This is a genomic window from Roseobacter sp. GAI101, from assembly GCF_000156335.1.
In the GTDB taxonomy this organism is placed as follows: Bacteria; Pseudomonadota; Alphaproteobacteria; order Rhodobacterales; family Rhodobacteraceae; genus Sulfitobacter.
Map to the genome: position 1 here is coordinate 1789880 of NZ_DS999213.1, position 21959 is coordinate 1811838.

The window sequence follows — 21959 nt, forward strand, 5'->3', positions numbered from 1 at the left end:
TGGACGTTGCGATCTCCCAAATCGGTACCACGCGGCTTCTTCTGTTCTTTCGTTCGTTGTGATCCATTTAACCGAACTTTCTTGTCGGAAAATTCAGCAGTTCAGTGTCGATGTTTCTCAGGTTTTTCCGGTCAGGTTCCTCGCCTGCTTGCCGATTGGTGGGCTTTCAATGCGCCGCCGTCCAGGGCACCTCGGCGATCTGCAGGCAAGCGCAAGCAAACCCTCTATTTACTCGGGAACTCCAAGATGAATGTTGTTCCTTCATTGAACTTGGACTGACACCATATTTTGCCGCCATGGCGATCCATGATCTTCTTGCAAGTTGCCAACCCCAAGCCCGTGCCGTTGAACTCTTCATCGCGGTGCAAGCGTCTGAAAGGCTCAAAAATTCGTTTCAGGTATTTTTCTTCAATCCCGATACCGTTGTCTTCGATGCGTATCTGACGACTACTCCCCGCTGTCACAGAGGTGATCCTAACCCGCGGAAGGTCAGATCGATTGTATTTGATTCCATTTCCCACAATGTTTTGAAGTATCTGCATCATCTGCGGCGGACTTCCGTGTATTACTGGCAATGACCCGTCACTGAATATCTGCGCGCCGGCAGCCCTTAAATCGGAGGACAAATTCAGCCGGGCCGCATCAAGTTGCACGTTAAGGTCAACCGCCTCGAATACCGGGTGCGCGCTACTTTGCTCTGTATATGACTTGAGTGACATGATCAGCCGATCCATCCGGTCCGCACCCTGCGCAATGAAACTGAGCACCCTGTGATGCTCGATCGCTACTTTCGGTGGCAGATCTTCCTTCAGCATCTCAATCGCGTTGGTGACAGATTGAAGCGGAGCACGCAGATCATGGACAAGGACATTTGCAAATATCGTCAACTCATCTTGTTGTTCCTGAATCTTTTTTCGCATCGAAGCGCGCTCAGTCGCGTTCGTTATGGCGCGTTGCAGGCTATCGGGATTGATCTTTTCTTTGGGCAGATATTCCTGCGCCCCTATTTTCATCGCTTCAACGGCAATGTGTTCATCGCCATTTCCGGTAACCATAACCACCGCAATCATAGGCTCGATTTCGAGTATCTCTCTCAATACCGCCAGTCCATCGGCACCCGGCAATGAATAATCCAGGGTCACACAGTCGATCTGTTGGCCGCTCGCAATATGTGCGATGCATGATTTCCCGTCCACAGCTTCTAGAAATGGAAGAGCAAATCCATCCATAGCATTAAGGTTTCGGGTAATCACTTCCCGGTCATCCGGGTTATCATCTACGACCAGGATATGTTTTTTCATTTCAAAATCACTTCGGCAAAACTGCGATCTGGAACCAGTAATCATGAAGCCGTAATATGGCCTCTACAAAATCGTTCCAGTAAATTGGTTTGTGAACATAAGTGTTTGCACCTGCACGATAACTCGCGTCGATGTCTTCTTGGGCCGTTGATGTCGTCATGACCACCACGGGGATTTTGCAAAGCGCATCGTCTTGCTTGATCCGTTTAAGAACCTGTCGCCCATCAAGCCCGGGCATGTTGAGATCGAGCAAGATCAAGCTGGGGGGGCCGTGTTCATCCCGCGACGCATACTGGCCGTCCCGGTTCAAATAATCCAATGCATCCTGCCCATCGCGACACCGGACAATAGGATTTGAAAGGTTCTTTTTTCTAAATAGTGCACGTTCGGTTGCTTCGAAATCATCGTCATTATCTTCGACGATCAGAATGGTTTGGCTCATGTTCAGATCAAGCATTCTGTGCGCGCCCCAGTGCAAGGTCAGAAGAGGTTTCATGTACCTCTTCAGGTTTGGAAAATGAAAAATAGAAAGTGGTTCCATGCCCGGGTGTCGATGACAGTTTGATCGCCCCCCCATTGCTTTCGATCACCTTCTTCACAAAGGCGAGCCCGGCCCCGGAGCCGCCCTTATATGCTTCTGGCTGGTTCAGGCGTTTGAACATCCTGAAGACGTCATCATGAAATTCGGCGTCAATGCCTATCCCGTTGTCGCGAACATAAAACACATTCTGCAGTCTCACCAAATCTACGGTTTTTTCATCCATGTAGCCGACCCAGACCCTTTTATCGGTCGCTTCATTATAGGTCAGTCCGTTGACGATCAGATTCTGGAAAACAGTCTGTAAATCGGATGGATCAGCAGAAATCTCGGGCAAAGCCGTCTCAACGGTAACATCCGCGTTCTGCTCGGCAATGAACTCCTTCAAGGTTGAAACGATCGTGTTGACCATCTCGGCGGGATCTACGTTCTTATGCGCCTCCGACCTTCCGATCCTCGAATACTTCAGCAACGTCGTAATCAGCATTTCCAGGTGACCGCACAAATCCTGCATCCGGTTCAACCGGCGGCGCGCGTCAGGTTCAATCGCGTCCCCGTGGTCCTCGATCAGAAATCTGGCCTGATTGGCAATGCCGCGCAGCGGGGCCTTGAGGTCATGCGACGCGATGAAGGCAAATTCACTTAACTTGTCCCTCGCCTCCTTTGCCTCTCTGGCTTTTTCCTGCTCGATTGCGACCTGAGCGACCTTGCTGGCCAGATCATTGCGACTTGGCATGGTCAGATACACGGGAAGCAGCCGCGCAAGCTGCACTGCCGTATAAATCGACACAGCCGCCGTCGCCATTTTGATGACGCCCTGTACCCCATAGGCAGGCACCCAAAGCGTGACCAATCCGCTCAAGTGGCTCAGGGCACAGGGCACAGGCAGTGATGAATGCTGCGAAAAGCCGGGCAACCCCCGGGTCCATCAGGTCAGGCCTGCGTTTCACCGCCTTGATGATGATAACAGGGATCGTGAAATACGAAGCCGAGATCAACAGATCCGACACACCGTGCATGATCAGAAGGTCGGGACGCCACAAAAGGCACACAGCATGTGGCACGAATTGTGCGGCCCCGAACAAGTCGAGAATATAATCGAGCATGAAAAACTTACTCCGCCCTCAAAATTCACTCTAGCAATCCCGCAAAGCTAGGCTCCTTTAGTAAAGCGACGATTAACTTTCGCTTCCTCCGTTTGCTCGCGCCCATGTTAATTTTGAATTCGTAGCTATTTGGCAGAGATCTCGACAACCTCCCCCTCTGCAAGGCTTAATCAATATCCACTCTTGGGCGGCCCGTGAAAACATCTGCGCGCGCGATTGCATCCACCTATCTTGATGGAATCAGGCCAAAATCACCTGACACGCTCCCCCTTTTTGGGAACTGTATTTGTGAAAAAAATGATGTCACAGACTAACTTGGCGAATTTTAAGCAACGCACCGCCGATTTGCCCCCTAACAGGCAGAAAAATGCGTCAGGTTTTACGACCTTTCTATTGAACTTTCTGCACCGCAGCGCAAAAAAGCGTTTAAAGTGACACGTCAATCAGTCGGAGAGATTCCGTTGCCCCATCCAAATAACCTTACCAGCCTGCCGGTTACGCGCCGCCATGCGCTTGTGGGCCTCTTGTCCTCCGTTGCGGTGACGGCTTTGACATTCCCAAAGGCGATATCCGCCCAGCAAACGGACGAGACGCCTGAAAATTCAGGCTCCGATCAGACGCCATTCAGCTTCGATGTCCTGACCGAAAAAATGCGCGCTGCAGCGCTTGAGGCACCGAAACCCGCAGAAGAAGTTGATGGGTTTCTGGCTGAATTTGACTATGACGACTATCAGCGCGTGCGCTTCAACCGCGACCGGAACCGCTGGGCCGATACCGAAAACGCCCGTTTCCAATTGAACGCCTTTCACCTCGGCTGGCTTTTCAATGAGCCGGTTCATCTTAATTCGGTCGTCGACGGTGTTGCGACGCCAATGGCGTTTTCGACGGCAGATTTCGACTATTCCGATGTGCAGGTCGCCATCCCCCCTAATTTCGAGATGCCCGGCGTTGCGGGTTTCCGGATTATGACTCCGCTCAACCGGGCGGATCATCAGGATGAACTGGCGGCTTTTCTGGGGGCCAGCTATTTCCGCGCCCTTGGGCGTGGCAACCGCTATGGGCTGTCCGCCCGTGGCCTTGCGATCAATACCGGCACATCCGACGGCGAGGAATTCCCACGCTTCAACGACTACTGGATCGAACCCCCTTCAGCCAATTCCGAGAAGGTGACGCTTTATGCGGCACTGCAATCCGCTTCCGTCACGGGGGCCTATCGTTTTGACATCACCCCTGGAGAAACCACGGTGATGGAGGTCACTGCACGGCTGTTCATGCGCAAGGACGTGCAGCAGATCGGCATCGCCCCGCTGACCTCAATGTATCTGTTCGGCGGCGCAGACCCCGGCACGTACAATGATTTTCGCCCGGCCGTGCATGACAGCGATCACCTTGTTCTGAACGCCCGGAACGGCGACACCTTTGTGCGCCCGCTGACCAACCACACGCGGCTTGGGAATTCCTATCTGGCCGCGCAAAACCCCGCGTCTTTCGGGCTGATCCAGCGCATGCGCGACTTTGACGGCTATCTGGATGCGCAGGCACATTACGAATTGCGGCCCTCGTTGATGGTGGAACCGGTCGGGGACTGGGGCCAGGGCACTGTCCGGTTGATGGAAATTCCGTCAGATCTGGAGAGCAACGACAACATCGTGGCATATTGGGTTCCCGATGTGGCCCCCGCTAAAGGTGAAAGCCTCGAGGTCTCGTACCGTCTGCACTGGGGGCTGTCGCCACGCGGTGACAGATCCGTCGACCGCGCCCGGATCGTGCGCACACGTATTGGCAAGGGTGGCTTTGCAGGCGTCGACGAAAAGACGGACCGGATCAAGTTTGTCGTCGATTTCGAAGGCGGGCTGCTGTCGGGCCTCTCTGCCGACGCGGCCATCACGGCGCGGGTGTCCGTCACGCGCGGGGAACTCGCGCAGACGACATTGTCACCGATTGAGGGAACACCTATGTGGCGATTGGTGATCGAAGCCGTACCGGACAAGCCGGAGGCGGCGATGGAATTACAAGCCGTACTGAACGGCTATGGACAAGATTTGAGCGAGATATGGCTGTACCAATGGGAAGTCTGAATGTCGAAATGAAGGACCGGGGCGAAACCGGTTCTGGGCTGCTTTGCGATGATCCCGCGACTTGGGGACCACCCGAGGCACCGCTTGATATGCCCTACCAACAGCTAGAGCGCAGTCCGCGCCGCTTCGATATCCTGATGCAGCTTCGACTTCTGTTCACGGGTCAGCGCATCTGACCCCAAAGTGAGATTTGATGTGACGGCGAAACCCGACCTTTCACCTGACACCGCCACAGTTCAGATACGGACTGTGGCGGTCGTCTTTGCCTGCGCCTGCGCTGTCGGGGCCTGTATTCTGGTGGCTGACGCCGATCTGCAGGATGGGTTTCAGGTCTGGGACATCTTCCGCGCCGTCTTGATCCTGCTCACAACGGGGTGGCTGGCATGGGGTGCCGCACTGGGGCTGACAGGGCTATGGCCCAAGCGCCGATCCGTGCCCCCGCACGCGGCCAGTTCAACCGCATCCACGGTTGTGCTTGTGCCGATCTGCAACGAAGACCCGGTTGCCACATTCGCACGGATCGCCGCGATGGACCGTTCCATCCACGAGGCAGCATTACACCTTGATATCGTCATCCTGTCCGACACGCGGTCTGCTGAAAACCAAGCCGCCGAACAGGCTGCATTCCGGATGCTGATCACCGAGACAAACGGCGCAGGTCACATCTTTTACCGAAATCGGCTGGAAAATCATGGCCGCAAGGCCGGCAATGTCGAGGATTTCATCCGCAAGTCCGGCGGTGCCTATGACTATGCGGTAACGCTGGATGCCGACAGCCTGATGTCGGGTGCAGCGCTTGGTGAGATGATCCGCCAGATGGACGCAGACCCGAAACTCGGGCTGCTTCAGACCTTGCCGCAGATCACCGGTGCCCAAAGCTTCTTTGGCCGCGCCATGCAATTCGCCGCGTCCTTTCACGGCCCGATCTTCACCCGGGGGCTGGAAAGAATGCAGGGGTCCGTCGGCCCTTATTGGGGCCATAATGCTATCATCCGCATCCCTGCGTTTGCGCAATCGTGCAAGCTGCCTGAACTGTCCGGCAAGCCGCCGTTCGGGGGCCATATCCTGTCGCATGATTACGTCGAAGCGGCGCTTCTTGCGCGCAACGGCTGGCGTGTCATTGCCGACAGCAGCATCGACGGTTCTTTCGAGGAAGGCCCGGAAAACGTCCTGTCCTATGCCAAGCGGGATCGCCGCTGGTGTCAGGGGAACCTCCAGCATATGCGCCTACTGCTGGCACCGGGCCTTGCGGGTTGGAGCAGGTTTGTCTTTGTTCAGGGTATTTTCGCCTATCTCGTGTCGGTCTTCTGGGCGGTCTTTCTGATCAGCACCGTCAGCGGTGCCATTCTGGCCCCCGAACCCGACTATTTCCCGAACGCCTATCAGCTGTTCCCGGTTTTCCCGTCCGACCGCAGCCGGGAAATTCTGGCACTGGCACTTGGCATCATCGGGCTGCTGATCTTGCCGAAATTCGCGATCCTCTTGAATGCCGCCATCTCGGGGCGGGCGTGCGGGTTTGGCGGGGTCTACCGATCGCTAGTCTCCGTCGTGTCCGAAATCCTGCTGACCTCGGCGCTTGCGCCAATCATGCTTGCCTATCAGACGCGCGCCGTGTTGCAGGTTCTGTCCCGTCAGGACGGCGGCTGGCCCGCGAACGCGCGCGGCGAAGGGACGCTGACGTTTGCCGACGCTGCGCGTTCCTCGTTCTGGATCGTGATGATCGGGATGCTCGCCCTTGTGGCAACCTGGCTTCTTGCGCCGGCTCTGCTGATCTGGCTGCTGCCCGTAACGCTGCCGATGATCGCGGCCCCTTTGCTGATCTCGTGGTCGTCGAAACCGCTTGGGCCGCACCCCTTCATCACACCGACCGAAATCGACGTGCCGCCGGTCGTCGGCGCATTTCGTGAGATTCATGCGCGGTGGCGCAGCGATCTTGGCGCGGCCGAAATCCACACTGCACGACCGACCGAGTTGACCCATGTCCCAACCTGATCCCCGCCAGCCCACGCACCTGCGACGCCCACGTGACCCCCGCATCGACCTGTTCCGTGGATTGCTGTTGGTGATGATCTTTATCGATCATGTACCGGGCAACTGGTATGAAACCCTGACCCTGCGCAATTGGGGGTTCTCGGATGCCGCCGAAAGTTTCTTTGTCATGTCGGGCATGGCCGCGGGATTGGCCTACACCGGCGGCGTGGCACGCTGGCGCGAAATCGGACTATGGTCCGGCATTGCCCCGATCTGGAAGCGGGCCTGGGTCCTCTACCTGACACATGTTTTTCTGACCGTCGGCGGCATCGCGATCTTTGCCATAGGTGCAGAAGCGTTCGGCCTGACCGAGCTTTTGACCAAGAACAACTTGCGGCAGGTGTTTCAAAACACTGGCCCCGCGCTGATCGGCATCGTGACGCTGGGGCACCAGATCGGATATGTGAACATCCTGCCCGCCTATTCCGTGCTGCTGCTCGCCGCTCCTTTCGCGCTGCTTTTGGGCCAGCGCGCGCCTTATGGGCTGCTTGCCGTGTCGATCGTTCTTTGGTTCGCCACCGGTCTGTTCCGCCTTAACCTGCCGGCCTACCCCAATCCGGGGGGCTGGTTCTTTAACCCGTTCGCGTGGCAGCTGATCTTTGTCATCGGCTTGCTGACCGGGATCGCCTTGCGCGGCGGCAAGCGCTTCGTCCCGAAACATCCGGTGTTGTTGGCGTTTGCAGTGGGGTGGATCGTTTTCGTCTTGTCGTGGATCTACATTCCCGGCTTTGGGCCGGTGATGGACGGCTTGATGGCGCGGCTTCAGGCAGTCGGCGTGCCGTTTCACATCACGTCGCAGGACAAGACGTTCCTGCCCGTGCTGCGGCTGCTGCACGTTCTGGCCGTGGTCTATGTGATCTCCTGCCTGCCTATCATCGCGCGGCTCAGCGCCCATGCCTATGGCGAGCCGCTGCGCGTCATGGGCCGCCAAGGGCTGCTTGTGTTTTCGGCGGGTGCGCTGCTGTCGCTCGCGGGTCAAGCGGTGCTTGTCTACTTTGATGGTGTGGCTATCGTGCCGTGGCTTTTCATCCCCGTTGGAATGGTTGCTCTTTGGGGTGTCGCGTGGGTTGCGGACTGGAAACGCCGGGCGGGGCGGCCCCTGCGGCACACGCTTGTCCAGACCGAAGATCGCGTGATGCCTGTCGCCGCCGAATGACGGAAAGGTTGTAGGCCTAAATGCCACTTTCGGGACTGTCGATAGATCAACAGACCTTGATGCATCTAAGACAGTCGAAAACTTTTCGGGTGGATATGAGCCGAGCCAAACGGTATGGCGGTGGGGAACATTTAACCAGGCTCTCGTCAACTTTTTCTGAACACCCGGCGACTTAACCTTTGCCGTTCCATCGCCTTGAGCTCACGGTGACCCGCTGATGCCCCCCTTACACTCGTCGAAATAGGCTACTCTTTGTGACTGAAAAACTACCCGTGACCATCGCGATCCCCGTCAAGAACGAAGCGGCCAACCTCGCGCAGTGCCTTGATCGATTGGAACAATTCGCTGAAATCGTCGTGATTGACAGCGGGTCCGAGGATAAGACATGCGAGATCGCGGAATCTTACGGCGCGCGGGTGTCGCATTTCCGGTGGGACGGAAAGTACCCGAAGAAACGCAACTGGTTCTTGATGAACGAACCGCCCACCCAGCCTTGGGTACTGTTTCTGGATGCGGATGAATTCATCGATCCGGCCTTCTGCGACGCGCTGAAAGAGGCGCTGTTGGATGAAACCAAGGACGCCTACTGGCTATCCTACACCAACCATTTTCTGGGCAAGCCGCTGCGCTTTGGGGTGGCGCAGCGCAAGCTGGCGTTGTTTCGCACAGGCAAGGCGCTTTACGAAAAGATCGACGAAGACGGGTGGAGCACGCTCGACATGGAAATCCATGAGCATCCCATCGTCGATGGCGACGTCGGAGAGATCACGGCCCCGATAGACCACCGCGATTACAAGGGCTTGGGCAAGTTCATCGAGAAACACCGCGACTATGCCCTGTGGGAAGCCCGCCGCTATGCCAAGCTGGTCGAGAACCCGTCGGCCTGGACGCATTTCACCAATCGTCAGCGGTTCAAATACCGGCATTTGGCGGAATGGTGGTACCCTTGGTTCTATTTCGGCTTCACCTATGTCGTGAAGTTGGGGATGCTGGACGGGGGGGCCGGTTTCCACTATGCGGCGTACAAGTCCTGGTATTTTCAGACGATCCGGCTGCTGATCCGGGAACAGTCTGCGCTGAAAGACCACTGAATTCAAAGAGGAGACTGCCATGGCGCGTCTTTACGACAGTCGGAAACGTATCTTGATCACCGGGGGGGCCGGCTTTCTGGGCTCGCATCTGACCGACCGGCTGCTTGAACAGGGTCACGAGGTGCTATGTGCGGACAACCTGTTCACCGGGACGAAGCGCAATATCGAACATCTGCACGCAAATCCGCGGTTTGAATTCATCCGCCACGACGTGACCTTTCCGCTGTATGTCGAGGTTGACGAGATCTACAACCTCGCCTGCCCCGCCTCGCCCGTGCATTACAAGCATGATCCGGTGCAGACGACCAAGACGTCGGTCCACGGTGCGATCAACATGCTCGGACTTGCCAAGCGCTTGAATTGCAAGATCTTTCAGGCTTCGACCAGCGAAGTCTATGGCGACCCCTTCATCCACCCCCAGACCGAAGACTATTGGGGCAACGTCAACCCGATCGGCCCGCGGTCCTGTTACGACGAAGGCAAACGTTGCGCGGAAACATTGTTTTTCGATTACCACCGCCAGCATGATCTGAACATCAAGGTCGCGCGCATCTTCAACACCTACGGCCCACGGATGCACCATGCGGACGGGCGGGTCGTGTCGAATTTCATCGTGCAGGCCCTGGCCGGAAAGTCGATCACGATCTACGGTGACGGCAGTCAAACGCGATCCTTCTGCTATGTCGACGACCTGGTCGAAGGCTTCATCCGCCTGATGGCAACGGATGATGACGTGACCGGCCCCGTCAATCTGGGCAACCCCGGCGAATTCACGATCAAGGAGCTTGCCGAAAAGGTCATCGAAATGACCGGGTCAAAGTCCAGGCTGATCTTCGAAGACCTGCCCACCGACGACCCCAAACAACGCCAGCCCGACATCAGCCTGGCCCGCAGCACCCTGGACTGGGAACCAACCGTGCGGCTTGAGGAAGGGTTGCAGAAAACAATCGCCTACTTCGAAACCGTCATGCCTCAACTCGAGGTCGGGTGAGCGACACCCCATCCGCCGAGCCACGAAAAAACTTTATCCAGACCCCATGTTCTAACCGAACATGGGGTCTTTTTTCATGTCTACCAAAACGGGCCGGGCACCGCCTTCAACAACGGGCAGAAACAAACCCATCGACGTGCCACGCTTTTCAGACAGCCCGTCGACAGGAAAATCGAAACACCAGCGAGCCCGATTGAGGCTAGTCTGATGCCCGGCTCGAACGGTGCACCAAACTCCAGTTCCCGCAGCTGTTCTACTTCCGGGGCATCATTGACAGCATCGATTTTCATGATCGAACGCTGAGGGGTGCTGCCAAAAGGCCAAGTCAGGTCCACAAAAAAGTAATGCAAATCGCTAATGGCCCGGCACTCTTCTTGAAAAAACGCTCTTAAATTGGTTATTTACCGACAAACTCTGCATCATCGTCCCAGCATTATGCCAAGGCGGATGACACCTTCCCGTTGAGGGGTGCCCAGCAAGACGCCGTCAGGCATTCGGCGCAAAGGTTACCGCCCAGAAACACTTCGAACGGGCGGGCTGATGATGTTACGGTGGGAATTGCCGCCTGGGCCACCTGCTTTTCTTTGTGGCCAAGGTGCACCATAAGGCCTGAAAAATGTGGAAACCCTAGATTTACACCTAGCTTGTAAAAAACTGATTGTTGCGAAAGAGAGCCTCCATGCCAAAGTTACCCCTGCCCCACACAAGCCGTCCAGGTTGGTTTGCTTTTGCGATGGCAAGTTTGGTCATGCTGGTTCTTGCGCTGATGCCGATGGCTGCGCAGTCTCAATCCTTGTTTACCGGCGGAAGCGCGCAATCGGACGAGGCCACGACCGATGGCGCGACCGACGCCGGGGCCGACGCCACCAACGAGGCAACACCGCTTTCGACGTTGCTGGACGTCCTGAAAGACGATGCCGCACGGGCCGCCCTGATCGCCGATCTTGAAAAGACCGTCGCACCGCAAGCCGCGACCGAAGACGCCCCCGCTCTTGAACAAACCCCACAAGAGACCGAGGCCGAAAGCATGTCGATCGGCCGCAAGATCGCGCTGCAAACCCAGCAGGTCGGGGAAGAGACCATCGCAACCTTGCAGTCATTCTGGTCCTCGCTGCAGGGCGGTGGCGGGGTATTCTCCGGCCTAAGCGGTGCCGAAATTTCGGTTTTGATCCAGGCCATTCCCGGTCTGTTGACCGTGATCGCCATCACGATCGTTCTGTTCGTTCTTCTGCGCCGTTTCGCACGGGGGCTTTATGCCCGCATGGGCCGCCGCGCCGAAAACGTCGGCATCATCCCCTCTATCGGTCTGTTTATCGGATCGAACGTTCTCGACGCCTTCATCGTCTTGCTGGCATGGGCCGCGGGCTATCTGATCACGATCCTTGCCGTTGGCGATTTTGGCCAGATCGGCATCCGCCAATCCCTGTATCTGAACGCATTTCTGCTGGTCGAAATGACCAAAGTCATCATCCGTTCCTTCCTGTCGCCCGTTACTTCCGGCCTGCGGATTGTGCCCGTCAGTGACAGCGCCGCGCGCGCAATGACACGGTATCTAAGTATCGTGGTCAGCGTCTTGGGCTACGGCCAGTTGTTGATTGTACCTATCGTCAATCAAAGCGCGAACATGGCGGCAGGCGCGGGCGTTTCGGCGCTCTTGTCCGTGTTTGTCCTGCTTTATTTCGTCTATATCGTCCTGCGTCGCCGCAAGGACGTGACCCGCTGGTTGAAAAAGGAAACCGATCCGGCGGTGGCCGAAGATGCGGTCGGCGTTGACCCGGTGGCCATCGAAAAGGCACGCCGCAGCTTTGTGGTCCGCACCATGCACGGGCTGGCGCAGATCTGGCATTGGTTTGCGTTGATCTACATTGCAGTGATGTTCATCGTCGTGATGACCCAGCCTGCGGATGTGACATTGAACGCGCTTGTCGCGTCAGGCAAGGTCCTTGCGGCTCTGATCATCGCCGCCTTGATATCGGGGTGGCTGGCGCGGACGGTGCAAAACGGAATCCCCCTGCCCGACGATATCAACGCCAAACTGCCGCTGCTTGAACGGCGCATCAACACCTTCGTGCCACGTGCCTTCAGCCTGCTGCGTCTTGCCCTGCTGGTCGGTGTCCTGGTCTTTACGTTGGACGTGATCGGCATGATCGACGTCAGAAGCTGGCTAGAAAGCCAGGTGGGTCTCGCCTTTACCGCTGCGATCATTTCTGTCGGGCTGATCCTGACCGTAGCGTTTGGTCTGTGGCTCGCGCTGACTTCGTTCGTCGATTACAAACTGAACCCCGAATTCGGCGGCATCCCGTCATCGCGCGAAACGACGTTGCTGACGCTGTTGCGCAACGCGGTGACGATTGCCCTGGTGATCCTGACGCTGATGTTCGTGCTTAGCGAAATTGGGCTGGACATCGGGCCGCTGCTGGCCTCGGCCGGGGTTCTGGGTCTGGCGATTGGTTTCGGTGCGCAAAAGATGGTGCAGGACATCATTACCGGTGTCTTTATCCAGTTCGAAAACGTCATCAATGTCGGTGATGTGATCACCGTGGGCGGCACCACCGGCACGGTCGAAAAGCTGTCTGTGCGTTCGGTTTCCCTGCGCGATGTTCAGGGCGTGTTCCACATGATCCCGTTTTCCACCGTCGATATGGTCAGCAACTACATGCGCGGTTTTGCCTATACCGTGACCGATATGGGCATCGCTTACCGCGAGAATATCGAAGAGGCCAAGCAGGCCATGTTCGACGCGTTTGACCGCATGGTGGCCAATGAACCCGACATCGCCGCCAGCATCATTGGAGAGCTGGAATGGTTCGGCGTGCAATCGCTGGGCGACAGCGCCGTGGTGCTGCGCACGCGGATCAAGACGGATCCGGGCAAGCAGTGGGGCATCGGCCGCATGTTCAACGGCTACCTGAAGGTCGTGTTCGACGAACGCGGCATCGAAATCCCGTTCCCGCAACAGACCATCTGGCTGGGCGAAAACAAGGACGGCACGACGCAGCCGTTCAAGATCGAGGGGCCCGAAACGAAGACATCGAAGCCTGCGAAAAAGGCACCCACCAAGCAGATCAAAGCCGATGATGTGCCAGACAGCGACGAAGCTGATGGCGACGTCGGGGCGGACCGCTAGCCATATCACCAGCCAAACAAAAGGCCCCCGGTCAGACGATGACCGGGGGCCTTTTTACTTTGCTGTTTCAGAGGTTACAGCACAGCTTCGATCAGATACGGTCCCTTGGTCGCCAGGCCGGTTTCAATCGCCAGCTCAAGGGCGGCACAATCGCTGACCTGCGTTGCCTCGACGCCCATCGATTGCGCCATTTCGACGAATTTCAGCGTCGGCTGATCAAGGGACAGCATGTCCATCGCCTTGGGGCCTGCGTTGCTGACGCCGACATTGGTCAACTCTCCGCGCAGGATCTTGTAGACGCGGTTGGCGAAGATCACGATCGTCACATCCAGCCCTTCGCGGGCCATCGTCCACAGGGCCTGAACCGTGTACATCGCGCTGCCATCCCCAACCAGGGCCAGCACCTTGCGGTCCGGACACGCCACCGCAGCACCGATGGCCACAGGCATCCCATACCCGATCGAGCCGCCACAATTGTTGAGCCAAGTGTGTTTCGGCGCGCCTGCCGTCACGGGGAAAAAGTTCCGCCCCGTGGTGATTGCTTCGTCCACGACGATTGCGTTCTCAGGGATCGTACGGCCCAGAACATCCGCAATGCCGCCGGGATCCAGCGGGCCTGACGGCTTGTCCGGCGTCACAATTTGCGCGACATGCGTGGGAGCCGTATCCGCGGCACCGACCCCGTCACAGATCGCATCCAGCGCGCCGGCGATATCCTGGGATGTCTTGCACAGTTCAATGATCTGCGTACCATCAGCGGTCAGGATCGCAGGCTTGCCCGGATAGGCGAAAAACCCGATCGGCGCACGCGCCCCGACAAGGACGATGCGCTTATATGGCTTGAGCGCCTCAAGCGCCTGGTCAATCGGATAAGGCACGCGGTTGATGGCCACCCGCCCCGCCCCGCGTTCCAGCTTGGCATTGGCCCACTCGCTCAGCAACTCGCACCCTGTCTTGGCCGCGATGCGCCCGGCGATTTCAAGCATATCCTCGCCAAGGGCCGCCCCGCCAAGCAAGAGCAGACTGTCGGGACCGGACAATGCCGCGACGGCGTCTTCCAGTGCGGCCTGATCAAACGCTGGCCGTGTCGCGGGGGCGACAGGGGCCGCCACCACGCCGCCTTCGTTCCACGCCGTGTCGCTGGGCAACATCAATGTCGCCACCTGACCGGGCGCTATGTTGGCCGCATGGACAGCCGTCGCCGCATCTGCGCCCACATCCGTGGAAGACAGCGACGTATGCACCCAATGCGACACAGGGCGCGCGATCCCTTCGATGTCCGACGTCAGCGGCGCGTTCAGTTCGATGTGGCTGACCGCGTGTTCACCGACGATATTCACCACGCCCGACCCCGCCTTTTTCGCGTTGTGCAGGTTCGACAAACCGTTCGCCAGACCGGGCCCAAGGTGCAGCAGGGTACAGGCCGGTTTCTGGGCCATACGGAAATACCCGTCGGCGGCACCGGTCGCCACGCCTTCCTGCAACACAAGGATCGACCGCATGCCGGGGACGTGGTCAAGGGCGGCAACGAAATGCATCTCGGAGGTGCCGGGATTGGTGAAACAAGTGTCCAGCCCGCTGTCGAGCAGGGATTTCACAAGGCTTTCGGCCCCGTTCATCGGGGGGGTATCGGTTGGGTTGCTCATGACGTTTTCCTTTGGATTAGGGGGCTACATCCGCCCAATAGGGGATGCGCAATTCTTTCTTGAGGATTTTTCCGATGGAACTGCGCGGCAGCACATCGCGGGCCTCAACCGCGGACAAGCGTTGGCTTTTGCCCAGCTTTTCGTTGGCATCGGCACAAATCTGATCTGCGGTGCGGGTGGCACCATCGCGCAGCACGACCAGCCCCAATGGGGTCTCTCCCCAGGCGTCGGACGGCACGCCGATCACGGCGGCGTCGGTCACGTCCGGGTCGGACAGCAACACCAGTTCCAGATCATCGGCATAGATGTTCAACCCGCCCGAGATGATCATATCCTTCTTGCGGTCCGAAAGGATCAGGAAATCGTCTTCGTCAAAGCGGCCCATGTCGCCGGAGCGAAAGAATACCCGGCCCTCGCCATCGCGCCAGATATAGTCCTGCGTCAGGTCATCACGCCCGAAATACCCCGCCATCATGGTGGGACCGCGGCCGCAGATCTCTCCGACCTTGCCCTTTGGCACCTCATTCCCGGCCTCGTCGATCAAACGGATTTCGTTGCCCGGTGCCACCTGCCCCACGGTGTGCAGCTTGTCAGGGTGTTCAGAGGAATTCAGCACCGTCACGCCACCGCCTTCGGTCAGGCCGTAATATTCAAGCAGGCTGCCGGGGAAACGCGCCAGCACATCCGCCTTCACATCAGCGCGCAAAGGGGCAGAGGTCGAAAATTTGACCCGCATCGACGACAGGTCAAACTGGTCGAAATCGGGCACATCCATGATGCGCTTATACTGTACCGGGACCAGCATGGTGTGCGTGATCTTCTCGCGCTGCACGATCTCGAGATATGCACGCGCATCGAATTTCGGCATCAGATAGACCGTCGATCCCCCGAACAGCGTCGGCAGGAACGACACGATCGTGGTGTTGGAATATAGCGGCGTCGACAACAGCGTGCGCGCGTTATCGTCATATCCGTTCGGCGACACACGCTCCATCTGGGCGGCGCGCATCCAGTGATTGTGCAAGATCCCCTTGGGCGTGCCCGTGGTGCCGGAGGAATAGATAAGGTTGAAGGCGTCGGACATGTCGATTGCAATGGCGGGGTCCGTGGCATCCGCATCCTCCACCGCTGCCTCGAACGGGGTAAAGGCATCGTGGTCGAAATCAATCGCAAAGCGGGCGATATCCAGATCGGCAATAAACCCGTCCACCAGCGCAAGATATTGTTCTGCAACAAAGATCGCCTTGGCTCCGCAGTCGGTCAGCATCTTTTGCAGGGCATCCGGCGACGCCATGGTCGACAGCGGTGTCACACAGGCCCCTGCCCGCAATATGCCCATGAACAGTTCGGCATAGGGGATCGAGTTTGGCGAGATGATCGCGATATTATCGCCCTTGGTCACGCCCAGGGACAGCAACAGATTGGCGATCTTGTTGATCCGCTGATCGAAAGCCCCCCACGTCACCCTGCGCCCGTCACACACCAGAGCCAGCTTTTCGGGGTCAACCTTCGCGTTGGCGCGAATGACGTCGACGATTGTCTGGGTGGGCGGCGTTGCCGGAATAGGCGGATTGATCGTTAGCATTTCACGGTCCTGATCTGTGTTTGCAAGGCCCACGCAAGAATGTTGCGCAGGCCCCTTCGGAAACAGTTGTAGCGATCAGAATTAAATGTGCAAATGGATGTAACTTAATCGGCAGCCTTTTTTAGCTCGGTATAGGCCGCGTGTTGGGACAAAAACACCTTGCCCGTCAGGTCGGTGATGAAATGCTGTTTTTGCAGACGGTCCATCACCGGGCCTTTGACCTCGGACAGGTGCAGCTTGATCCCCATGTCTCTCAGGCGCGCGTTGATCGCCTCAAGGGATTCCAGCGCGCTGAAGTCGATTTCGTTTACGGCAGAGCACATCAGCACTACGTTCCTGATCGGCGCGTCCCCGGCCAGACGGTCATAGATATAATCTTCGAGGAAACGAGCGTTGGCGAAATAGAGGCTTTCGTCAATGCGCAGGGTCAGCAACGTCGGGTCGGTTTCAACCTTATGGCGGTGGATATTGCGGAAATGTTCGGTGCCCGGCACCAGCCCGACTTCGGCGATATGGGGTTTGGTGGTCTTGTACAGATGCAGCATGATCGACAGCACGACACCGCAGGTCACACCCAGTTCGACGCCACTGCCCAATGTCACCAGCATGGTTGCCAGAACAGCGGCAAAATCAGCCTTGGAATAGGCCCATGCTTTCTTAAGAATGCTGAAATCGACCAACGTCAGCACGGCGACGATGATCGTGGCGGCCAGTGTCGCTTGGGGCAGGAAAAACACCAGCGGCGTCAGGGCAAGCGCCGCAATTCCCAGGCCGACGGCGGTAAAAGCCCCGGCCGCGGGCGTTTCAGCGCCTGCGTCAAAGTTCACGACAGAGCGCGAGAACCCACCCGTCACCGGAAAGCCACCGGTAAACGCCGCCCCAAGGTTGGCGGTTCCCAGCCCGATCAGTTCCTGGTCCGGATTGATGCGTTGGCGTTTTTTCGCGGCCAAAGTCTGCGCGACCGAAATTGATTCAACAAAGCCGATCACGGAAATCAGGATCGCCGGCAGCAGCAGCGTCCCCATCAGATCAAAGGAAAAATCAGGCATCGTCAGCGGCGGCAGGCTTTGCGGGACGGCACCGACGACGCGCACGCCGTAATCGGAAAGCCCGAACAGCCAGACAACCAGCGTGGTCAAAACCACGGCGGCAACGGGCCCCGCCTTGGTCGCCACGTCCGCAGCACCCGGACTGACCCCTTTGGATTTCAGCATCGGCTTCATGCCCTTGCGCACCCAGAACAGAAAAGCCGTGGCAGACACGCCGATGATCATGGTGATCCAGTTGGTGTCGCCCAGATGGGTAAAGATGGAATGCAGCAGTTCGATCAGGTTCTCGCCCGAGGCGCTGATGCCAAGGATGTGTTTGATCTGGCTGGCGGCGATAATGACGCCCGAGGCAGTGATAAAGCCCGCAATCACCGGGTGCGACAGGAAGTTCGCCAGAAAACCCAGCTTGAAAATGCCCATCGCCAACAGGATCGCGCCGGACAGGAACGCCAAGGTCAACGCCGCAACGGCATAACCCATCGTGCCCTGATCAGCGATATTACTAAGCGCCGCAGCCGTCATCAGAGACACCACTGCCACCGGCCCCACGGCCAGCGCGCGACTGGTACCGAACACGGCATATAGCAGGATCGGCACGATCGACGCATAAAGCCCCGCTTCGGGCGGCAACCCTGCCAGCAGCGCATAAGCCAGAGATTGCGGGATCAGCATGATCGTCACGATCAGCGCGGCAATCAGGTCGTTGGAGAGGGTCGCCTTGGTATAGCTGCGGCCCCAGTCAAGGATCGGCAGGTATTTCTGGAGGTTCTTTGGCATTTTGCGCCGACTTTCAAAATAGGGGGCGGCAAGGGCAGTACCCTTGCCGCATGGGCCGTTCTACAGACCGTTGACCGGCACCTTGAGCATCACGTTACCATCCTTGTCTGTCGGCATGTGACCCGCGCGCATGTTCACCTGCAAAGACGGAATAATCAGTTTGGGCATGCCAAGCTCGGCGTCGCGGGCTGTGCGGAAACTGATGAACTCTTCGCGGGTTTTGCCCCCACCGACATGGATGTTATGGGCCTTTTCATCGCCAACGGTGGTTTCCCATGCGATATCGCGGCCATTGGGGCCATAGTCGTGGCACATGAACAGGCGCATGTCATCAGGCAGGCTCAATACTTTCTGGATGCTGTCGAACAGCACGCCGGCGTCCCCGCCGGGGAAATCCGCGCGCGCAGACCCGCCATCGGGCATGAACAACGTGTCGCCGGTAAAGGCCGCGTCGCCCATCACATGCACCATGCAGGCAGGCGTGTGGCCGGGCGTGTACATCGCAAAGCAGGTCATTCCGCCGATCTGATAGGTGTCGCCATCCTTGAACAGCGCGTCGAATTGCGACCCGTCGCGCTGGAATTCGGTGCCCTCGTTGAAAATCTTGCCGAACGTCTCTTGGACCACAAGGATCTTTTCACCGACACCGATTTTGCCGCCCAGTTTCTGCTGGATATAGGGTGCGGCGGACAGGTGATCGGCGTGGACATGTGTTTCAATGATCCACTCAAGCTTGAGGCCCTTGCCTTCGACCTCGGCAATCAGGGTGTCGGCGTGTTCAAAGGTGATGCGCCCCGCCGCGTAATCCATATCCATGACGGAATCGACAATCGCGCAGGATGTCGAATTGGGATCGCGCACGATGTAGCTGATCGTATTTGTCGCGGGGTCGAAATACCCCGTGACTTCTGGGGTCACATTCATATTCACGGGATAGTCAGTCAACGCCATATCCTCCGGTAAGGGACCGCCGCCGCGCCGTCAACAAAGCTTGCGCAGATGCATTTCTTCATACATATTCATACTATGGAATTTTTAATTTGGGAAGTGGGTTATGCTGACAAATAGACGCGACTTCATGCTGCAAGGTGTCGCAGCCGGCGCATTGATGGGCCTGCCTAATTTTCTGCATGCGCAGATGGCGATCGGTGAAATGACGTTGGATGTTGTCTATGACGGGCATCTGACGCTTCCTGGCAGCTTTATATTCGAAACCATGCCCAAGGACGAACTGCTGCCGATCCTGGAACGCCTTGGACAGGATTATGACCAGCTGACGCCGCCGTGCAACCTTAGCCTGCTGCGTGGCGACGGACGTGTGGTTCTGTTCGACGCGGGGTCCGGAGCGGAATTCATGCCGACCGCCGGCAAGATGCTGGATGCGCTGGAGGCCCTTGACGTGACCCCCGAGGACATCACCGACCTTGTGTTCACCCACGGCCACCCCGACCACCTTTGGGGCGTGCTGGATGATTTCGGGGATGCCATGTTCACCAACGCGACCCACCATATCGGACAGGCCGAATGGGACTATTGGACCGATCCCAACACCGTCAACACCATCGACAGCGGCCGTCAGGCCTTTGCGGTGGGCGCGGAACGGCGCTTGCAGGTCGTGGCCGACCGGATGCAGTTTTTCAATGATGGCGACGAAGTCTTGCCGGGTGTGGGCGCACGCCTGACCCCCGGCCACACCCCCGGCCACATGGCCTTTGAGGTGCGCGCAGGCAACACCGCGGCGATGATCGTGGGGGACAGCATCGGCAACGATCACATCGCATTGGCGCGGCCCGCCTGGGAATCCGGATCGGATCAGGACCCGACACTGGGGGCCGTGACGCGCGCAGGGCTGATCAATGATCTGGTCACTGCCCAAATGCCCATTGTCGGGTTTCACCTGGGCCAGGGCGGTCTGGGCAGGATCGAAAAATTCGCCGACGGCTTTGTCTTTGTGGGGCAGGTGTAGGATATGAAAACCCTCGGCCTGATCCTTGCACTGACCGCCCTGCCCGTTCTTCCGGCCTTTGCCAGCGAAGACATCCCGGATCAATATCCCGCGTCAATGTTGTATTCCAAACCCGTTGAATTCATTCCGGGCGTGTATTCCGCCATCGGGGCCACAGCGCCGCCGACCTATGAAAACGCAGGGCACAACAACAACCTGAGCTTTATCGTGACCGGTGACGGTGTCGTGGTGATCAACAGCGGCGGGTCCTACCAGTTGGCAAAAGCCCTGCATGACGAAATCAAACAGGTCACGGACCAGCCGGTCAAACTGGTACTGAATGAAAACGGTCAAGGCCACGCGATGCTGGGCAACACCTATTGGGCCGAACACGGCGTCAAGATCGTAGCGCAGACAGAGGGTGCCGAAGCCTTTGCCGAAGAAGGTCTGGCGTCCCTGCGCGCGGCCGAATCAAGGCTGAAGGACCGCGCAGATGGCACGGATCTGACCCCTCCGACCGAAACCTTCGAAGACGAATATGTCGTGGATATGGGGGATTTCCACATCGAGGCGCTGCACCTCGGTCCGTCGCACAGCCCCGGCGATATTGTCGTCTGGCTGCCCGAACAAAGCCTTGTGATCGCGGGTGATATGGCGTTTCACGAAAGGATGTTGCCGATTTTCCCCGACACGCTGACCGATGAATGGCTGGAAACATGGGACGGCCCGTTCGAGGCGCTTGGCGCGACCTACGTCATCCCCGGCCACGGTCACCCGACGAACATGGCGCAGGTCCGGCGTTACACCAAAGGCTATCTGGAATATCTGCGTGGCAAAATCAGGGATCATCTGGACGCTGGCGGGTCGCTGGCCGACGCGTATTACGTCGACCAGTCCCCCTATGCCCATCTGGATACGTTCGAAGAGCTGGCCACCAAGAATGCAGGCCGTCTGTTTGAACAGATGGAGTTTGAATAGGGCCTAGGACCCGTCCGCTGCGCTTTTGACGATTTCATCCAGGAAGGCCTGAACCTCTTGCATCGGCCCTTCGGGGTAGGTGCGATAGCCGATGGCCACCTCGCCCTTCGTGTCCGTGACGAAGATACCATAGGGGCAATGGGCGATGTTCGCCGGGTCTGCCTCCATCACCTTGCGGGACAACACGGCAGAGCAGAACAGGAAAATATCGGCGGCTTTGAAGATTTCGACGTCGCTGCCGACATCGGCAGCCGTACGGTTCAGCATCTCGCCCGTGTGGCTGACGTAATCAATGACCAGACCTTTGCCGATAATCGCGTTTTCGACCGCGAATGTCGCGTCTTCGAAACTGCCGTCATAGGCATAGGAGACCATATGATCCTGCGCCGCCAAAGGGGCCGCAAGCAGTGAAAGTAAAAGGGCACCAAGGGGAAGTTTCATCTTATGCATCCTTTCGGGTTTGGGGGGATGGCAGGGCCGGAATGGTCCAGCCTGTCCCTTTAATTCAGCTTATCAGCGTTACCGTCTGATTACCAACCACCTGAATGGGCATAGGTGGC

Annotated in this window: 17 protein-coding genes and 2 pseudogenes; 9 read left to right on the forward strand and 10 right to left on the reverse strand. The window is 57.8% G+C overall.

The features are described 5' to 3' along the window. Positions 1-224: 224 nt before the first annotated feature. From RGAI101_RS08375 to RGAI101_RS22695, 4 genes and pseudogenes are all read right to left on the reverse strand, one after another. The gene (locus RGAI101_RS08375; protein WP_008229090.1) at positions 225-1301 is read right to left on the reverse strand and encodes a sensor histidine kinase; all 1077 of its coding nucleotides are present in this window, start codon (positions 1299-1301) and stop codon (positions 225-227) included. A gap of 7 nt (positions 1302-1308) precedes the next feature. Further along, positions 1309-1758, reverse strand: a complete 450-nt coding sequence (locus tag RGAI101_RS08380; RefSeq protein WP_008228599.1) for a response regulator — start codon at positions 1756-1758, stop codon at positions 1309-1311. Beyond that, entirely contained in the window at positions 1751-2755 is a 1005-nt protein-coding gene (locus tag RGAI101_RS08385) for a sensor histidine kinase (RefSeq protein ID WP_008226967.1), read from the reverse strand. The genes RGAI101_RS08380 and RGAI101_RS08385 overlap by 8 nt, the downstream gene beginning before the upstream one ends. 19 nt (positions 2756-2774) lie before the next feature. Next, positions 2775-2945: pseudogene (locus RGAI101_RS22695) on the reverse strand (sensor histidine kinase); the annotation flags it as partial. A gap of 461 nt (positions 2946-3406) precedes the next feature. On the opposite strand from RGAI101_RS22695, the gene RGAI101_RS08395 reads away from it, so the two are divergent. The 6 genes and pseudogenes from RGAI101_RS08395 to RGAI101_RS08420 all read left to right on the forward strand — a co-directional run bounded on the left by RGAI101_RS08395 (position 3407) and on the right by RGAI101_RS08420 (position 10292). After that, positions 3407-5023: a glucan biosynthesis protein gene (locus RGAI101_RS08395; RefSeq protein ID WP_008228428.1), complete on the forward strand. Its 1617-nt coding sequence runs from the start codon at positions 3407-3409 to the stop codon at positions 5021-5023. Further along, entirely contained in the window at positions 5011-5199 is a 189-nt protein-coding gene (locus RGAI101_RS08400) for a hypothetical protein (protein ID WP_037227774.1), read from the forward strand. Before RGAI101_RS08395 ends, RGAI101_RS08400 begins: the two co-directional genes overlap by 13 nt. 19 nt (positions 5200-5218) lie before the next feature. Then, the gene (gene mdoH, locus RGAI101_RS08405; protein WP_037227777.1) at positions 5219-7015 is read left to right on the forward strand and encodes a glucans biosynthesis glucosyltransferase MdoH; all 1797 of its coding nucleotides are present in this window, start codon (positions 5219-5221) and stop codon (positions 7013-7015) included. Positions 7016-7088: 73 nt separating this feature from the next. After that, positions 7089-8078: pseudogene (locus RGAI101_RS08410) on the forward strand (OpgC family protein); the annotation flags it as partial. Positions 8079-8464: 386 nt separating this feature from the next. Then, positions 8465-9301 (forward strand): glycosyltransferase family 2 protein, encoded by an 837-nt coding sequence (locus tag RGAI101_RS08415; RefSeq protein WP_008227323.1) that lies wholly within the window; start codon positions 8465-8467, stop codon positions 9299-9301. Between the two features lie 19 nt (positions 9302-9320). After that, a complete protein-coding gene (locus RGAI101_RS08420) occupies positions 9321-10292 on the forward strand; it encodes a UDP-glucuronic acid decarboxylase family protein (protein ID WP_008226654.1) in 972 nt (323 codons plus the stop codon). A gap of 80 nt (positions 10293-10372) precedes the next feature. Here RGAI101_RS08420 and RGAI101_RS08425 read toward each other — a convergent pair whose 3' ends face one another. After that, complete coding sequence (locus RGAI101_RS08425; protein ID WP_157044661.1) at positions 10373-10582, reverse strand: hypothetical protein; 210 nt, start codon at positions 10580-10582, stop codon at positions 10373-10375. Positions 10583-11025: 443 nt separating this feature from the next. On the opposite strand from RGAI101_RS08425, the gene RGAI101_RS08430 reads away from it, so the two are divergent. Beyond that, a complete protein-coding gene (locus tag RGAI101_RS08430) occupies positions 11026-13419 on the forward strand; it encodes a mechanosensitive ion channel domain-containing protein (RefSeq protein ID WP_008227455.1) in 2394 nt (797 codons plus the stop codon). Between the two features lie 74 nt (positions 13420-13493). Here the strand turns inward: RGAI101_RS08430 and RGAI101_RS08435 are convergent, their stop codons facing one another. The 4 genes from RGAI101_RS08435 to RGAI101_RS08450 all read right to left on the reverse strand — a co-directional run bounded on the left by RGAI101_RS08435 (position 13494) and on the right by RGAI101_RS08450 (position 19421). Further along, complete coding sequence (locus tag RGAI101_RS08435) at positions 13494-15065, reverse strand: acetolactate synthase large subunit (RefSeq protein WP_157044663.1); 1572 nt, start codon at positions 15063-15065, stop codon at positions 13494-13496. Between the two features lie 16 nt (positions 15066-15081). Continuing rightward, the gene (locus tag RGAI101_RS08440) at positions 15082-16650 is read right to left on the reverse strand and encodes a class I adenylate-forming enzyme family protein (protein ID WP_037229303.1); all 1569 of its coding nucleotides are present in this window, start codon (positions 16648-16650) and stop codon (positions 15082-15084) included. 104 nt (positions 16651-16754) lie between these two features. Further along, positions 16755-18476: a SulP family inorganic anion transporter gene (locus tag RGAI101_RS08445; protein WP_008227421.1), complete on the reverse strand. Its 1722-nt coding sequence runs from the start codon at positions 18474-18476 to the stop codon at positions 16755-16757. 60 nt (positions 18477-18536) lie between these two features. Further along, positions 18537-19421 (reverse strand): MBL fold metallo-hydrolase, encoded by an 885-nt coding sequence (locus RGAI101_RS08450; protein ID WP_085980072.1) that lies wholly within the window; start codon positions 19419-19421, stop codon positions 18537-18539. 109 nt (positions 19422-19530) lie between these two features. Here RGAI101_RS08450 and RGAI101_RS08455 point away from each other — a divergent pair, with 109 nt between their 5' ends. Further along, a complete protein-coding gene (locus tag RGAI101_RS08455) occupies positions 19531-20442 on the forward strand; it encodes an MBL fold metallo-hydrolase (protein WP_008228604.1) in 912 nt (303 codons plus the stop codon). A 3-nt stretch (positions 20443-20445) separates the two neighbouring features. Beyond that, entirely contained in the window at positions 20446-21399 is a 954-nt protein-coding gene (locus RGAI101_RS08460; RefSeq protein WP_008227484.1) for an MBL fold metallo-hydrolase, read from the forward strand. 3 nt (positions 21400-21402) lie between these two features. Here RGAI101_RS08460 and RGAI101_RS08465 read toward each other — a convergent pair whose 3' ends face one another. Beyond that, positions 21403-21840, reverse strand: a complete 438-nt coding sequence (locus RGAI101_RS08465; RefSeq protein ID WP_037227782.1) for a DUF302 domain-containing protein — start codon at positions 21838-21840, stop codon at positions 21403-21405. Positions 21841-21959: the final 119 nt, after the last annotated feature.

Coding starts and splice junctions, on each gene's coding strand:
- RGAI101_RS08375 (WP_008229090.1), bottom strand. CDS start 1,301: ATGAAAAAACATATCCTGGTCGTAGATGATAACCCGGATGACCGGGAA.
- RGAI101_RS08380 (WP_008228599.1), bottom strand. CDS start 1,758: ATGCTTGATCTGAACATGAGCCAAACCATTCTGATCGTCGAAGATAAT.
- RGAI101_RS08400 (WP_037227774.1), top strand. CDS start 5,011: ATGGGAAGTCTGAATGTCGAAATGAAGGACCGGGGCGAAACCGGTTCT.
- RGAI101_RS08420 (WP_008226654.1), top strand. CDS start 9,321: ATGGCGCGTCTTTACGACAGTCGGAAACGTATCTTGATCACCGGGGGG.
- RGAI101_RS08425 (WP_157044661.1), bottom strand. CDS start 10,582: ATGAAAATCGATGCTGTCAATGATGCCCCGGAAGTAGAACAGCTGCGG.
- RGAI101_RS08430 (WP_008227455.1), top strand. CDS start 11,026: ATGGCAAGTTTGGTCATGCTGGTTCTTGCGCTGATGCCGATGGCTGCG.
- RGAI101_RS08435 (WP_157044663.1), bottom strand. CDS start 15,065: ATGAGCAACCCAACCGATACCCCCCCGATGAACGGGGCCGAAAGCCTT.
- RGAI101_RS08440 (WP_037229303.1), bottom strand. CDS start 16,650: ATGCTAACGATCAATCCGCCTATTCCGGCAACGCCGCCCACCCAGACA.
- RGAI101_RS08445 (WP_008227421.1), bottom strand. CDS start 18,476: ATGCCAAAGAACCTCCAGAAATACCTGCCGATCCTTGACTGGGGCCGC.
- RGAI101_RS08455 (WP_008228604.1), top strand. CDS start 19,531: ATGCTGACAAATAGACGCGACTTCATGCTGCAAGGTGTCGCAGCCGGC.
- RGAI101_RS08460 (WP_008227484.1), top strand. CDS start 20,446: ATGAAAACCCTCGGCCTGATCCTTGCACTGACCGCCCTGCCCGTTCTT.
- RGAI101_RS08465 (WP_037227782.1), bottom strand. CDS start 21,840: ATGAAACTTCCCCTTGGTGCCCTTTTACTTTCACTGCTTGCGGCCCCT.